This is a genomic window from Arthrobacter sp. MYb224, assembly GCF_002975455.1.
Taxonomy (GTDB): domain Bacteria; phylum Actinomycetota; class Actinomycetes; order Actinomycetales; family Micrococcaceae; genus Glutamicibacter.
In genome coordinates this window covers 254,253-269,005 of the sequence record NZ_PCPU01000004.1, presented here as the reverse complement: position 1 = coordinate 269,005, position 14,753 = coordinate 254,253, and the positions used below count along the sequence as shown (strand labels likewise).

13 protein-coding genes are annotated in these 14,753 nt (G+C 63.3%); 5 read left to right on the top strand and 8 right to left on the bottom strand.

The window, feature by feature from the left end; genetic code table 11:
- Positions 1-201 precede the first annotated feature (201 nt).
- Together CQ017_RS09760 and CQ017_RS09755 are read right to left on the bottom strand one after the other, a co-directional pair.
- On the bottom strand, positions 202-696 hold the full coding sequence (locus CQ017_RS09760; protein ID WP_096285719.1) for a CoA-binding protein: 495 nt from the start codon (positions 694-696) through the stop codon (positions 202-204).
- Positions 696-2,063 (bottom strand): O-acetylhomoserine aminocarboxypropyltransferase/cysteine synthase family protein, encoded by a 1,368-nt coding sequence (locus tag CQ017_RS09755; RefSeq protein ID WP_096285717.1) that lies wholly within the window; start codon positions 2,061-2,063, stop codon positions 696-698. The genes CQ017_RS09760 and CQ017_RS09755 overlap by 1 nt, the downstream gene beginning before the upstream one ends.
- A 218-nt stretch (positions 2,064-2,281) precedes the next feature.
- Here CQ017_RS09755 and CQ017_RS09750 point away from each other — a divergent pair, with 218 nt between their 5' ends.
- The 5 genes from CQ017_RS09750 to glpX all read left to right on the top strand — a co-directional run bounded on the left by CQ017_RS09750 (position 2,282) and on the right by glpX (position 7,004).
- The gene (locus tag CQ017_RS09750) at positions 2,282-2,920 is read left to right on the top strand and encodes a histidine phosphatase family protein (RefSeq protein ID WP_181150529.1); all 639 of its coding nucleotides are present in this window, start codon (positions 2,282-2,284) and stop codon (positions 2,918-2,920) included.
- Between the two features lie 159 nt (positions 2,921-3,079).
- Positions 3,080-3,580 carry an RNA polymerase sigma factor gene (locus tag CQ017_RS09745; protein ID WP_105553535.1) on the top strand — a complete coding sequence of 167 codons (501 nt, stop codon included), beginning with the start codon at positions 3,080-3,082 and terminating at the stop codon, positions 3,578-3,580.
- Entirely contained in the window at positions 3,577-4,206 is a 630-nt protein-coding gene (locus CQ017_RS09740; RefSeq protein WP_096285711.1) for a methylated-DNA--[protein]-cysteine S-methyltransferase, read from the top strand. The genes CQ017_RS09745 and CQ017_RS09740 overlap by 4 nt, the downstream gene beginning before the upstream one ends.
- 460 nt (positions 4,207-4,666) lie before the next feature.
- Complete coding sequence (gene nhaA, locus CQ017_RS09735; RefSeq protein WP_181150528.1) at positions 4,667-5,944, top strand: Na+/H+ antiporter NhaA; 1,278 nt, start codon at positions 4,667-4,669, stop codon at positions 5,942-5,944.
- 85 nt (positions 5,945-6,029) lie between these two features.
- On the top strand, positions 6,030-7,004 hold the full coding sequence (glpX, locus tag CQ017_RS09730; protein WP_096285709.1) for a class II fructose-bisphosphatase: 975 nt from the start codon (positions 6,030-6,032) through the stop codon (positions 7,002-7,004).
- 155 nt (positions 7,005-7,159) lie between these two features.
- On the opposite strand, the gene katG is transcribed toward glpX, so the two are convergent.
- The 6 genes from katG to CQ017_RS09700 all read right to left on the bottom strand — a co-directional run bounded on the left by katG (position 7,160) and on the right by CQ017_RS09700 (position 14,751).
- Positions 7,160-9,340: a catalase/peroxidase HPI gene (katG, locus tag CQ017_RS09725; RefSeq protein WP_096285707.1), complete on the bottom strand. Its 2,181-nt coding sequence runs from the start codon at positions 9,338-9,340 to the stop codon at positions 7,160-7,162.
- Between the two features lie 95 nt (positions 9,341-9,435).
- Positions 9,436-9,888: a Fur family transcriptional regulator gene (locus CQ017_RS09720; RefSeq protein ID WP_096285705.1), complete on the bottom strand. Its 453-nt coding sequence runs from the start codon at positions 9,886-9,888 to the stop codon at positions 9,436-9,438.
- Positions 9,889-10,035: 147 nt separating this feature from the next.
- Positions 10,036-12,000, bottom strand: a complete 1,965-nt coding sequence (acs, locus tag CQ017_RS09715) for an acetate--CoA ligase (RefSeq protein ID WP_096285703.1) — start codon at positions 11,998-12,000, stop codon at positions 10,036-10,038.
- A 32-nt stretch (positions 12,001-12,032) separates the two neighbouring features.
- On the bottom strand, positions 12,033-12,854 hold the full coding sequence (locus CQ017_RS09710) for an ABC transporter permease (RefSeq protein WP_096285701.1): 822 nt from the start codon (positions 12,852-12,854) through the stop codon (positions 12,033-12,035).
- Between the two features lie 5 nt (positions 12,855-12,859).
- Positions 12,860-13,876 (bottom strand): aliphatic sulfonate ABC transporter substrate-binding protein, encoded by a 1,017-nt coding sequence (locus CQ017_RS09705; protein ID WP_096285699.1) that lies wholly within the window; start codon positions 13,874-13,876, stop codon positions 12,860-12,862.
- Positions 13,877-13,938: 62 nt separating this feature from the next.
- A complete protein-coding gene (locus tag CQ017_RS09700) occupies positions 13,939-14,751 on the bottom strand; it encodes an ABC transporter ATP-binding protein (protein WP_105553676.1) in 813 nt (270 codons plus the stop codon).
- Positions 14,752-14,753 lie beyond the last annotated feature (2 nt).

Sequence of the window (14,753 nt, the reverse complement as noted above, 5' to 3'; positions counted from 1 at the left end):
TGCGCCTCCATGAAGTCATGATCTACAACACACGAATCTGTGTTTCCATGACTTTATGCCCGTTTGCGTGGGGTAGTCAAGATGAAATCCAAAAATATTGTGGATTAATCTTTGCTTGCGTGGGGTTATCCGTTCAAAAGACAAAAATCGGTGGGTCCTCTCCGCAGAGGGAACCCACCGATCGAGGTATTGAGCCGAGCGCTACGCCAGGATCTGGCGTTTGGAAGAAATGACTCCGGTGTTGAAGCCGGCCAGGCGCAAGCCGCCGTGGAAGCGTGCGTGCTCAATCTTGACGCAGCGATCCATGACCACGTTCAGGCCCGCCGCCTCGCCGCGTGCGGCGACTTCCTCATGCCAGGATCCAAGCTGCAGCCACAGCGTTTTCGCGCCCACCGCCACGGCCTCATCCAGTACGCCGGGAAGGTCATCGTGCTTTCGGAAGACCTCAACCAGATCCGGGGTCTCCGGCAGATCCGCCAGCGACTTGTAGACCGGCTGGCCCAGAATCTCGTCGAGCACCGGGTTGATGAAGTACACCTTGTACTTCGAGGAGGACAGCAGGTAGGTGGCGACGAAATAGCTCGCACGCGAGGGCTTATTCGAGGCGCCAACAATGGCGATGACCTTTGTATCGCGCAGGATCTGCAGGCGTTCGGCCGCGCCGGGCGCCTGCCAGGTGCGTTCTTCGATGCTCATTAGTTCGCTCCCTTCGAAGCGGCTGGCACGGCGCAGGCGGCGCCGTCATAGGTGGGAGTGTCGAGCTGTTCGTCCGCGGTGGCTGCCTGCGAGGCGCTCAGCGCCTGATCAAGGTCCCAGATGATGTCTTCGACGTCCTCCAGGCCAACCGACAAGCGGATCAGGTCCTCCGGAACGCCGGCGGCAATCATCTGCGCGGCGCTCAGCTGCTGGTGCGTGGTGGAGCCCGGGTGCAGCACCAAGGTGCGCGCATCGCCGATATTCGCCAGGTGGCTGGCCAGCTGCAACGCCTCGATGAACTTGGTGCCGGCCGCACGCCCACCCTTCACGCCGAAGCTGAAGACCGAGCCGACGCCCAGGGGAAGCAATTCGGTGGCCCGCTCATGCTGTGGGTGGGATTCCAGGCCCGCGTAGTTCACATAGCCGACGCGGTCATCGGCTTCGAGCCACGCGGCGATCTGCTTCGCGTTGGCCAAGTGGTTGTCCATGCGCTGCGGCAGCGTCTCCAAACCCTGCAGCAGCTGGAAGGCCGACTGGGCCGGCAGGGAGGGACCGAAGTCGCGCAGCTGCTCGCTGCGCAGCTTGGTCAGGAAGCCGTACTCGCCGAAGTTATCCCACCAGGACACGTTGCCGTAGCTCGGCACCGGTTCGGTCATAGTGGGGAACTTGCCGTTGCCCCAGTTGAAGGTGCCGGCCTCGATGACCACACCACCCAAGGTGGTGCCGTGGCCGCCGATGAACTTGGTCGCCGAGTGGATCACGATGTCCGCACCGTGCTCGATAGGGCGCAGCAGGTACGGCGGGGTCAGCGTGGAGTCGACCACCAGCGGCAGGTTGTGCCGGTGCGCCACCTCGGCCAGGCCCTTCAGGTCTGCAATGTCGCCGGAGGGGTTCGCCACGATCTCGGTGTAGACGGCCTTGGTGTTTTCCTGGATGGCAGCCTCAAAGTCGGCCGCCTCGTTGGAATCGACGAAGGTGGTGTTGATGCCGAAGCGGCGCAGGGAGACGTCCAGCTGGGTGATGGTGCCGCCGTAGAGCTTGGAAGAGGCCACGATGTGGTCTCCGGCCTGTGCCAGCGCCGCGAAGGTGACGAACTCGGCTGCCATGCCGGAGCCGGTGGCTACCGCGCCGATGCCCCCTTCGAGGGAGGCCATGCGCTCCTCGAAAGCCGCCACGGTCGGATTGCCGATGCGCGAATAGATGTTGCCGTATTTCTGCAGGGCGAACAGGTTCGCCGCATCATCGGTGTCTTTGAAGACGAATGAGGTGCTCTGGTAGATCGGCACGGCGCGTGCGCCATGCTCGGCATCGGGGGTGCCGCCTGCGTGTAGCGCGCGGGTGCGGAATCCAAACTTGTGGTCGGCCATGGTGGCTTACGACTCCTTGTCGACTGGGTCTTCGGCAGGAATCCCGGGTCAATGTCGCATAACCCCTGGAGTCCAGTGGAAAGCAGCTCCATCGGTTCTGGCGGTAGCACCTGATCCACCGGCTGTGGCAGGTTGCTGCGGCGTCATCAAACCAGATCTCTCGGCCGCTCGGGATGGTTAAGTAATAGTCTGTCAATATGTCCTGGGATGACCCAACAATGAGTCCTAAGGTTGCGAAGGTTGAAGCGCAGACTGATTCGGGTGCGGCGCCGCGGTTACCCTATGCTCGAATTATGGACACCGCGCTAGCACTGGTACGACACGGGCAGACCGACTGGAATCTTGCGGGTCGGCTCCAGGGCCGCACGGACATCGAGCTGAACGAGACCGGCCGCGAACAGGCGCGTGCGGCCGGGCGAGCGCTCATGGGGGAGGGGTGGGATCTGGTGCTCGCCTCCCCGCTGTCCCGCGCCCAGGAGACCGCCGCGCTCATCGCCGCGGAACTCGGCGTCGACACCGGTGCCCCGGTTGCTCACGCGGTTGAACGCGGCTTCGGTCCGCTCGAAGGGCGGGTCATGATCGAAGTGACCGAGCGGGAAGCGGCTGCGCTGGCGGGGCAAGCCGAGAGCCGTGAACTGGTGCTGCAGCGGATGCTGCTCGCCTTGACCGAACTGATTCAGGCAAACCCCGGCCGCCGCATGCTGGTGGTCAGCCATGGGGCCGCCATGCGCATCACCCGCGACGCGCTCGCCGGGACCCGCGCCGAGCGGGGAGTGGAAAATGGAGAAGTCATTCCGGTCAGCCTTGCCCGGCTCGCCGAACTCGTTCAGGAACACGATCTTGCGGACGCCCGCTAGGCTCGTTTGCCACCCAGTGATTATCCGGCACCGGGCCGGTACTGCTTAAGCACCGCTAGGCAGCCGCGGAGAATCTTTCTCGAAGAAAAATCCCCACGAAATCTCACAAAACATCGCGGCGGTACGTTTACATGGTGAAAGCACCGAACCAGGAGCAGTATGAAACAGCCATTCGAACGCATCGTCCAGGCCCACGGGCTGAGCGTCCTTCGGGTTTGCCGCGCCCTGCTCGATGAGCACCGCGCGCAGGATGCCTGGTCCGAAACGTTTCTCTCCGCGCTGAAGGCGTACCCGGAGCTGGATGAGGAGGCGAATGTCCAGGCGTGGCTGGTGCGCATCGCCCATCGCAAGGCCGTCGATGAGCTCCGCCGGCACAAACCAGAACTCAGCCAAGCAGAGGTCCAGCCAGCCACTCGGGCATCGTCCGAGACCAGCGCGGAGGACCACGTGGCAAACATGGAGCTGTGGCAGGCAGTGAAGCTGCTGCCACAAAAGCAGCGGCTGGTCGTGGCCTACCGTTATCTGGGTGGGCTCGGCTATGCCCAAATCGCCGAGATTCTCTCCGGCAGCGCGGATGCTGCCCGGCGTGCTTCAGCCGACGGAATCAAGAACCTGCGAACCCACCTGTCGCAGGATCAACTACCAGGAGGCGACCGATGAACACGCAAACTCCAGACTCCAACCCGACCTCATCCGAGGCGCAGCTGCTGCGCGAGCTCCATACGCGCCTGGAGCGTAGCGCGGGGGAGCAGCAGTTGATCGATATCGCCTATCGGGTAGTGGATTCGCCCATCGGGCGGCTGCTTATGGCCTGCACGGAGGTGGGGCTGGTTCGGGTCGCCTTCGAAAGCGAGGGGCATGAATCGATCCTCGATATCCTGTCCGGCAAAGTGGGTGCGCGGATCTTGCGCGCGCCAGCAAAACTGGACAATGTCGCCTGGCAGCTCGAAGAGTACTTTGCCGGGGACCGGCAGGAATTCGAAGTGCCCTTGGACCTGCGCCTCTCGACCGAATTCCGCAGGCAAGTCCAGCTGGAACTGAGCCAGATAGGCTACGGCGAAACCTGGAGCTATGCCCGGATGGCCGAAAGGCTCGGCAAGCCCAAGGCGGTGCGCGCGGTTGGATCGGCCTGCGCCACCAATCCGCTGCCTATCGTCCTGCCCTGCCACCGGGTCCTGCGCACCGATGGTTCGCTCGGCGGCTATCTGGGTGGGCTGGAGACCAAGACCTACCTGCTCCGGATGGAAAATCCGGATCGTTCAGAACAAGCCCCGGTCCTTTTCTAGCCCGAGCCACGGAGCTAAGCCGCACAGACCTGGGGATGGTGCTCGGGGAGCGCTTGATAGCTCGGTAACGCAATGAACTATTCATCCGCGAACTCCGCGGCAAAGTGCCTCCACCTCGGGGCCCGCCCCACATGTTTTCTACCGCCGTTCTGCCCGCGTACTGGTGGCGTATTCCAATCGCTGCCTGCCCGGTTCATGTTAGTGTTGAAGCATGCCCTTTTTGGTTTCGTCCCACGTGCAGCGGTTGATCGCTGCGGTGTTCCCGAACTCAAAATTACTGACGAAACGGGCTAGCGGCACTAACGGGTGGATGAGTTCCTGGGGAACCAATGCCCATGGCGAGATCGCCGGCTGTCCACCACCGCGCTCCTGATCTGCGCGGCTCTCTGCTCTCTTTCTTGATCGGTGGATTCCGCGCGCCATCGCGCCCGCATACCTCTTCTGAGAAAGACACCTTACTTTGTCGCACCATTCTTCCGACGTAATTCGTCAAGCACCCCATTCCATCTGGCGTGGAATCCACCAGACATTAAAGCAGGACTCGGTCGGCGGCTTGTTGCTGCTGTGCGCAACGGTCGCTGCGCTGATCCTCGCCAATTCCCCCGCCGCGTCCTGGTATGAGGATCTACGGAACTTCACTTTCGGCCCCGAAGCGCTGCACCTGAATCTTTCGGTAGGCACGTGGGCAGCCGACGGGCTGCTGGCAATCTTCTTCTTCGTGGTCGGCCTGGAATTGAAGGAAGAGTTCGTTGTCGGCAAGCTTCGCAACCCACGCACCGCGTTGGTCCCCATCGCTGCCGCAATCGGCGGCGTAGCCCTGCCTGCGCTGTTCTACGCGTGGGTGATCACCAGCGCCGGGAGCGACGCGATCAACGGCTGGGCGATTCCTGCTGCCACCGATATCGCCTTCGCGATCGCGGTCATCGCAGTCGTCGGAAAGTTCCTCCCGCCGGCGCTGCGCACGTTCTTGCTGACCCTTGCGGTGGTTGACGACCTCTTGGCGATTTCGATCATCGCGATCTTCTACACCGATGATCTAGCGTGGCTGCCGCTGGCTCTGGCCCTGATTCCACTGTTGGTGTTTGCGTTCGCCGTGCAGCGCGGCGTGCGTGCGTGGTGGATTCTGATGCCACTAGGCATTGCGGTGTGGGCGCTAGTGCATGCCTCGGGTATCCACGCGACCGTGGCCGGGGTGCTGCTAGGTTTCATGGTTCCGGTGGTCGCAACCTCGCGGGCGCGGGTGAAGATCGGCACGACCAATGACGGCCAACCGGTATATGACGGGCTAGCGGCGCATTTTGCGGACCGCTGGAGCGTGCCCTCATCGGTAGTCGCCATCCCCGTGTTCGCCTTCTTCGCCGCGGGCGTGGCCGTGGGCGGGCTTTCGGGGCTGGCCGAGTCACTGCTCAGCCCGGTGGCCGTAGGCATCATTGCCGGCCTGGTGCTGGGTAAATCCATTGGCATCACCGCCTCCACCTTCCTGGTCACGAGGATTCCGGGGATCACGCTGGACCGGTCGATCAAGTGGGTGGATGTACTCGGGATGGCCTTCGTCGCCGGAATCGGCTTCACGGTCTCGCTGCTGGTTGGTGAACTCGCCTTTGGCGCAGATGGTGCCGAGGCACAGTATGTCAAGGTCGGGGTGCTGTGCGGCTCGCTGCTTGCCGCCGTGATCGGCGCCTTGATCCTCGCAGTGCGTAACCGGAAGTACCGCGCAGACTCATCTTCTTCGGCATAGCTTCGAAAGCTATTGCCCGGGAGCCTGCCTGTGGTTCAAAAATTAGGTCCTGCAAGGGCCAGCGTAGTAGAAAGCAGTTGACCTGATGCCTGATATTTCTTCTCTGCATGCCGACCGAAACCTGGCCTTGGAGCTGGTGCGGGCCACCGAAGCGGCGGCTATCGCCTCTGGCCCGTGGGTGGGTGCGGGGGATAAGCTGCGCGCAGATGGGGCGGCCGTGGACGCGATGCGTTCGCTGCTTGCCTCGGTGCGATTCGACGGGACCGTGGTGATCGGCGAGGGTGAAAAAGATCAGGCACCTATGCTGTTCAACGGTGAACGCGTGGGCACCGGCGAGGGGGCGAAATGCGATGTGGCAGTCGACCCGATCGATGGCACCCGGCTGACCGCCATGGGCCTTGAAAATGCGCTGTCCGTGCTGGCCGTCGCCGAGGCCGGGTCAATGCTCGATGCCTCTTCGGTGTTCTATATGGAGAAATTAGTGACCGGCCCCGAAGCCGCGGAATACGTGGATTTGCGGTTGCCGGTGAAGGAAAACCTGCGGTTGATCGCGAAGGCAAAGTCGGTCGATATTCGCCAGTTGACGGTGAGCGTACTCGATCGTGAACGGCACCAGAATCTGGTTCAGGAAATTCACGCGGCCGGCGCTCGGACCAAGGCACTGGTCGACGGTGATGTGGCGGCGGCGATCGCGGCGGTACGTGAAGGAACCGGCATCGACGCGTTGATGGGCGTTGGCGGCTCCCCGGAAGGCGTGATCACCGCGTGCGCCGTCAAGGCCCTCGGCGGAGTGATCCAGGGGCGGATGCATCCAACCAGCGGCGAAGAGCGCGAACGCGGTCTGGCTGCGGGCCTGGATATGGACAAGGTGTATTCCACCGGTGACTTGGTCCGCAGCGACAACTGCTATTTCGCGGCCACAGGCATCACCGACGGTGACTTGCTGCAGGGCCTGCGGACCGGGCCGCGGACCATCCGCACGCAATCGATCGTGATGCGCTCGAAATCCCGAACGGTCCGCGTGATCGATGCGGAGCATTCAACCAGCAAATGGGCGTAGCGGCTAAACCCCGATAGCGAGGGCGGCCCGGCCATGCGCAATGGCGTGGCTGCGGCGCAGCAAACCAACGAATTGGATGCGTACCCTCGTGGCTCATTTAAGAACAATGGCCGCCACCCCGCAAGGGGTGGCGGCCATCGTCATGAGGCTAGAAACTACTTATTGCGCAGTTCGAAGCGGTCGGCATCCATGAGCTTGGCCCATGCTGCGGCGAAGTCCTTGGCGAACTTCTCCTTGGCATCGTCCGCGGCGTAGACCTCGGCCAGTGCACGCAGCTCGGAGTTCGAACCGAAGACCAGATCAACGCGGCTGCCAACCCAGCGGCCGTCGGTGGTCGAGTAGGTCTTCTCCTCGGCGTCCGGGGTCCACTCGAGGCCCAGCTCCAACAAGTTCGCGAAGAAATCGTTGGTCAGCGCGCCCGGGGTTTCGGTGAAGACGCCGGTGTTCGAGCCGTCCCAGTTGTTGCCCAGTACGCGCAGGCCGCCGAGGAGCACGGTCGCCTCCGGGGCGGTCAAGCCCAGCAGGTTGGCGCGGTCCAGCAGCAGGTATTCAGAAGGCAGCTGCAGGAAGCCCGAATCGTAGTTGCGGAAGCCGTCGGCTACCGGCTCCAGCCAGGCGAACTGCTCCACGTCGGTCTGCTCCTGGGTTGCGTCAACGCGCCCCGGAGTGAACGGAACGTTTAGCTGCTGGCCGGCGGCCAGCGCTGCCTGCTCGACACCCACGTTGCCGGCCAGAACCACAACGTCGGCGAAGGAAGCCTTCACGGCCGAGGTCGCGTTGAATTCGGCAACGATGCTTTCCAGCGCCGCGATGACCGGCTTGAGCTGCTCAGGCTGGTTCACCGTCCAGGAAACCTGTGGTTCCAGGCGGATGCGGCCGCCGTTGGCGCCGCCACGCTTGTCCGAGGAGCGGAAGCTTGCTGCGGCCTTCCACGCGGTGGAAACCAGCTGCTGAACCGACAGCCCGGATTCGGCGATCAGGGACTTCAATGCGGCGATCTCGGTGTCACCCAGGGTGACCTCCGGAGCTGCCGGCAATGGATCCTGCCAGGTGAGGTCCTCAGCCGGAACTTCTGGGCCGAAGTAGCGGGACTTCGGGCCCATGTCGCGGTGGGTCAGCTTGAACCAGGCACGGCCGAAGGCATCGGCGAACTTCTCCTGGTTGTTCTTGAAGTCCTCCGAGATTGGACCGTAGATCGGGTCGAAGCGCAGCGCCAGGTCACTGGTCAGCATGCGTGGTTCGCGGCGTGCGGCTGCGTTGTGGGCCATTGGCACCATGTCGTCGCCTGCCCCGTCCTTCGGGCGCCACTGCTGCGCGCCGGCCTCGGAGTAGAACAGCTCCCACTCGTAGGCGAAGAGGATGTGGAAGAACTCGTTGTCCCAGCGGGTTGGGTGGTAGGTCCAAGTGACTTCCAAGCCCGAGCCGATGGTGTCATCGCCGTGCCCGGTGCCGAAGTCCGACTTCCAGCCCAGTCCCTGCATTTCCAGCGGAGCCGATTCCGGATCGCCGCCCTTGTGGGATTCGGCGCTGGCGCCGTGGGTCTTGCCGAAGGTGTGGCCGCCGGCGATCAACGCGACGGTTTCCTCGTCGTCCATGCCCATGCGGCGGAAGGTTTCGCGGATATCGATGGCCGAAGCCAATGGATCTGCCACGCCATCCGGACCCTCTGGGTTCACGTAGATCAGGCCCATCTGGACTGCTGCCAGTGGCGCCTCCAGATTGCGTGCGCCGGTGTAGCGTTCGCTCTCCAGCCAGACCTTCTCCGGACCCCAGTAAATGTCGTCGTCGGCTTCCCAAACGTCCTTGCGGCCGCCGGCGAAACCGAAGGTTTCGAAGCCCATGTCTTCAAGGGCCACATTGCCGGTCAGCACGATCAGGTCGGCCCAGGACAGCGACTGGCCATACTTCTTCTTGACCGGCCATAGCAGGCGACGTGCCTTGTCCAGGTTCACGTTATCCGGCCAGGAGTTCAATGGTGCGAAACGCTGCTGGCCGGCGCCTGCGCCACCGCGGCCGTCATGCGAGCGGTAGGTGCCCGCCGCGTGCCACGCCATGCGGATGAAGAACGGACCGTAGTGGCCGAAGTCAGCTGGCCACCAGTCGTAGGACTTGGTCATCAGTTCGGCAATATCGGCCTTGACGGCAGCAAGATCCAGCGCCTCGAAGGCCGCGATGTAGTCGAAGTCGGGATCCAGCGGGTTGGTGGCTTCCTGGTTCTTCGAAAGAATCTTCAGGTTGAGCTTATTTGGCCACCATTCGGTATTCGCATGACCCTGGGTAGGGTGAACGCGTCCGGCTCCTACTACTGGGCACTGACCTGCAGTCGTTTCTGACATGTAGTCTTCCTTCCGATAAGGGATTGGCTTGGTACTCCGTCTCCGTGCGCCGTTGGCCCGCGGAGACGAAAATTAGTTCCTTGCGGTACTTCTTTTCAGACAGTTCCCGTAGCCGGCTGCGCTGTCTTGGCTTGTTGGCAGTCCGGGCAGAGCCCCCAGTAGATGACCTCTGCCTCGTCGATGCTGAAACCGTGGTGATCCGAGGCATGCAAGCACGGTGCGGCTCCGACGGCGCAGTCCACGTCCGCCAGCGTTCCGCAATTGCGGCACACCACATGATGGTGGTTGTCGCCTACGCGGGTTTCGTACCGGGCGATATGACCGTGGGGCTGGATTTGGCGGAGCAGTCCAAGGCTGGTGAGAAGCTTCAGCGAATCGTAGACCGCCTGGTGGGATACCAGCGGGTGCTCTTGGCGCACTGCCTCGATAATGGTTTCGGTATCCGCATGGGGATGAGCTGTCACCGCGGCGAGCACCGCGACGCGCGGGCGGGTGACCCGCATCGATGCTTCGCGCAGCACCTTCTCGATTCCCTCGGATGTTGTCATGGTACTAGCTTGCCCTATTTATTTTGAATGAGTCAAGATAATTACTCGTATCTTTTCGCTCCGCTGAAAATTCGTGGTCAGAATCGGTTAAATGAATCTGGCCGACCTTCGCAAGAGCGGATGAAGGTCGGCCAGATCCAGTGGCGGCTAGGGACGAGCGCGGCAGATCTCGTTGAGCCGGGCAATGCATGGTTCATTTTGCAAGCTGGTGGTGTCCCCTAGTCTGGTGCCTTCGAAAAGCTGGGTCAGCAGGCGGCGCATGATTTTGCCCGAGCGGGTCTTGGGCACATCGGGGACCAGGACAATATCGCGTGGTTTGGCGATCGGTCCGATCTGCGTGGTGACGGTTGCGCGCAGCTCGGCGATGAACTGCTGCTGGCGGACGAGCGTCTGCGCATCGGGTTGCGCCGCGACCAGCGAGGCATCCAGCGGCACCACGAACGCGGTGGCCGCGTGCCCGGTTTTCTGATCGGGGGTCGGGCAGACTCCCGCCTCGACCACACCTGGGTGGGTGACCAGTGCGGATTCGATCTCGATGGTGGACAGCCGGTGTCCGGAAATGTTGATCACGTCATCGGTGCGTCCCAGAATGTAGATGTCCCCATCCTCATCGAAGCGCGCGCCATCCCCGGCCAGGAACCAGCCCTGCGCGGCGTACTGCTCCCAGTAGCTGGTGTAGTAGCGTTCCGGGTTTCCCCAGACCGTGCGGGCCATGGACGGGCCGGTCTGGGTGATCACGATATTTCCCTGCTCGTTGGGCCCCACGCGGCCGCCGGAGGCGTCCACGATGTCCACCGAAACGCCGGGCAGCGCCCGCGAAGCGCAGCCGGGCTTGAAATGCTCGTCGGTAGGCAGCGGGGAGAGGACGGTTGCGCCGGACTCGGACTGCCACCAGGTATCGACCATCGGGATGCCGCCGGGGGTGTCGCGCCCCAGCTGAGCGCGCAGCCAGCGCCACGCCTCGGGGTTGACCGACTCGCCCACGGTGCCGCCCACCCGAACCGAGGACAGGTCATAGCCGGCCGGAACCCCCTCGGGGAACCAGCCCATCAGCGAACGGACCAGGGTCGGCGCGGTGTAGTAGCTGGTGACCTTGTAGCGTTCGATGATTTCGAAGTGGCGGCCCGGGTGCGGTGCGTTGGGCACGCCCTCGTAGATCACCTGGGTGACGCCGTTGGCCAGCGGGCCGTAGATCTCGTAGGTGTGCGCGGTGACCCAAGCCAGGTCCGCGGTGCACCAGTGCACGTCGCTCGCGCGTTGGGATTCGTCGGGGTTGCCGAACAGGAGATTGTGGCTGTACGCGGCCTGGGTCAGGTACCCGCCGGTGGTGTGCACCAGCCCCTTGGGCTGCCCGGTGGTTCCGGAGGTGTACATGATGAACAGCGGGGTCTCTGAATCGAAAGCCTGCGCTGCGTGCTCGGTGGACTGAGTTTCCACCGCCTCGTGCCACCACACATCGCGTCCGGCGGTCCACGGGATCTCATCCCCGGTCCGGCGGATCACCAGAACCTTTTCGATGCTGTTTTCCCCGGATACCGCAAGATCTGCGTTGGCCTTGACCGGAACCGAGGTGCCGCGGCGGAACTGGCCGTCGGTGGTGACCAGCAGCTTGGCCTTGGTGTCCTCCACCCGGAACTTCAACGCCTCCGCGGAAAAGCCGCCGAAGACCAGCGAATGGATCGCCCCGATGCGTGCGCAGGCCAGGGTGATGACGATGGTTTCGACAAGCACCGGCAGATAGATGACCACGCGGTCCCCCTTGGCCACGCCGAGCTCCTGCAGGGCGTTCGCCGCCTGGCTGACGCGCTCCTGGAGGTTCCGGTAGGTCACCGCGATGCGGTCACCGGGCTCGCCCTCGAAGTAGAGGGCGACCTTCTCGCCGTTGCCGGCGGCCACATGGCGGTCGGCGCAGTTCACCGCGGCGTTGAGCTTGCCCCCGAGGTACCAGGAGATCTGCGGGCCGCGCTTGGCTTGTGCGTCTGCCGGGATGATCTGGCTGGTGGTGTGCCATGGGGTGTCCCAGTCAAGCAGGTTCGCCGCCTCGTCCCAGAACTCCTGGCGTGCCTCGGCGTTGGAGGGCTGATTTGTACTGGCCAATTCGATGGTGGTCATTGCGGTCCTTGAACGTGATTCGAGTTGTTGGCTTAGGTCCAGCGGTTGATCGCCCAGCGTTCTGCTACCGAGAGCAGGGCATCGGTGATCTTTCCGAAGACGGCGAGCAGGATAATTGTCAGGATCAACCGGTCGATGCGACCGTTGTTCTGCGAGTCGGTGAGCAGATAGCCCAGCCCCATGGAGGCGCCGAGCAGTTCGGCGGCGACCAGGAACAGCCAGGCCTGGGCCAAGGCGAGGCGAAGCCCGGAGAAGACCGAGGGAACCACCGCGGGAAGCTGCACGGTGCGCAGCAGCTTCAGGCCGTTCAGTCCGAACGCGCGCGCGGCTTCGATGAGCTGGCGGTCCACGTGGCGCAGGGCCAAGGCAACGGTGGTGAACACCGGGAAGAATGCGCCGATGATGACCAGCGTGACCTTGGAGTCCTCGCCCATCTTCATCCACAGGATGAGCAGCGGAACCCAGGCCAGCGAAGGCACGGCGCGCAGCGCCCCGATGCTCAGGCCGAGCAGTGCGTCGGCGAGCCGGGACAGTCCGACCAGCGCGCCGAACAGCAGGCCGAGCAGCGAGCCGAAGAAGAATCCGAGCAGTACACGCTGGGTCGAAATGCCCACATGTTTGCCCAGCTCGCCGCCTTCGAGCAGTTCGCCGGCCGCGGCCACCACGGCCGCCGGAGTCGGCAAGGACCACGGCGCGACGATGCCGGTGGTCGTCACCACCTGCCAGGTGAGCAAGACGATGAGCGGCAGGATCAGCGCGAGCAGCCAGTGCGGTAGCTTCAGAAGCCTGGCGCCAAGGCTTTCGCGTGCCTGCACCGGCGTGCTGGCTTGCTGGGTTTGGTTCGCTGAAGACATGTTGCTTATTCCCCGGCGATCTTCGTCGCGTCGGCCTGGGCAGCGAACTGCTCATCCACCAGGGATTCCAGCGCTTGATCGACTGCGTCCTGGGTGGAGACGTCCTTGTTGGCCACGAAGGTAGGTCCGATATTGCGCAGCACCGAAATGAAATCCTCACCCGGCACGGTGTCCACGTCGAGGTTCGAGCGTTCCTCGATCACCTGGGTGGCGACCGGGGCCTCCAGACCTGCAACCTCGGCCAGAATGCTCGCCGTTTCACCAGGATTGGCGGCGGCCCATCCGCGAGCCTTCTCGTAGGAGTCCACCACCAGCTGGGCGAGTTCGGGGCTCTCCTCGATGAAATCTTCGCGGGCATTCAACGCGCCATAGGTGTTGAAGTCCAAGTTACGGTAGAGCAGCTTCGCGCCGTCCTGTTCGGCATCGGCCATGATCGGATCCAGGCCGCTCCAGGCATCGACCGAACCGTTGACCAGCGCGGTGCGCCCATCGGCGTGCTGCACGTTCTGCAAGGTGATGTCCGAATCGCTCAGACCGGCTTCGGCCAAGGATTGCAGCAAGAAGAAGTAGGGGTCGGTGCCCTTGGTGGCCGCGACCTGTTTGCCCTCAAGGTCCTTGACCGACTTGATATCCGAGTCCTCGTTCACCACTAGGGCGGACCATTCGGGCTGCGAATACAGCGAGATGGTCTTGATAGGTGAGCCGTTGGAGCGGGCCAGCAGTGCTGCCGAACCGGCGGTGGATCCCACATCCACGGCATCGGCGCGCAGCGCCTCGTTGGCCTTGTTCGAGCCGGCCGACTGGATCCATTCGACGCTGACCCCTTGTTCCTTAGCGGCGGCGTCCAGCCACCCCTTTTCTTTCAGGACCAGGCTCAGCGGATTGTAGGTGGCGAAGTCGATGGACAGCGTCTGGCCGTCGGCTGCGGCGTTCTCGCCCGCGCATCCGGTCAGCACCAGGGCCGAAATGCCAAGCGTTGCTACGGATAGTGCGGCGCGACGGGAAAAACGATTCGAGAGCATGGAAAATCCTTGATTTGTGCGAATGGAAGGCCCGCGGGACCAAATGAGTGCGGTAGAAAGTGCTAGTGGTTCGTCGGATCAACGCCGAGCAGGCTCAGCAGCGCTGTGCGGTGGGCGACGAATTCGCTGCTCGTATGGCTGCGCGGGTGCGCCGCGGACAGGACTCGATCCTCGATCACGGTCGCCGAGGCCTGGCCCTCGGGTCGGCCCAGCACGACGATGCGGTCGGCGAGAGTCAGCGCCTCATCGACGTCGTGGGTCACCAGCAGCACGGTAGTCGGGAAAGACTTATGGATGGCCAGCAGCAGATCCTGCATTTTCATTCGGGTCAGCGCATCGAGCGCACCAAAGGGTTCGTCGAGAAGCAGGACGCCCGGGCGCCGGGCCAACGCGCGAGCAAGCGAAACCCGCTGAGCCATGCCCCCGGAAATTTCACGTGGGCGCAGATCTGCTGCGTGGCTCAAGCCGGTCAGCTCCAGCAGCTCGGCGATCAGCTGGCGCCCGGATTGCTTGTCGGTTCCCGGCGCAAGGCCGATGGACACGTTGTCTCGGACCGAGCGCCAAGGCAATAGCCGTGGTTCCTGGAATGCAACGGCGCACCGCTCATCTATCCCCGTCACGGCGCGGCTTCCGATGACCACCGACCCGGTGGAGGGGCGGTCCAGGCCGGAGGCCGCCCGCAAGAGAGTGGATTTGCCGCAACCGCTTGCGCCGAGAATTGCAACAATCTGGCCCGCTCCGAGGCGCAGATTCACGTCGCGAAGCACCGTGTTGCTTTCCTTCTTGGCGGTGAAAGTACGCGATAGCTCGAGGAACTCCACGTCGAGCGCCGTTGCGCTTTGGACGGTCTCGGGCAAGGCAAAGGCTGTAGTCATTT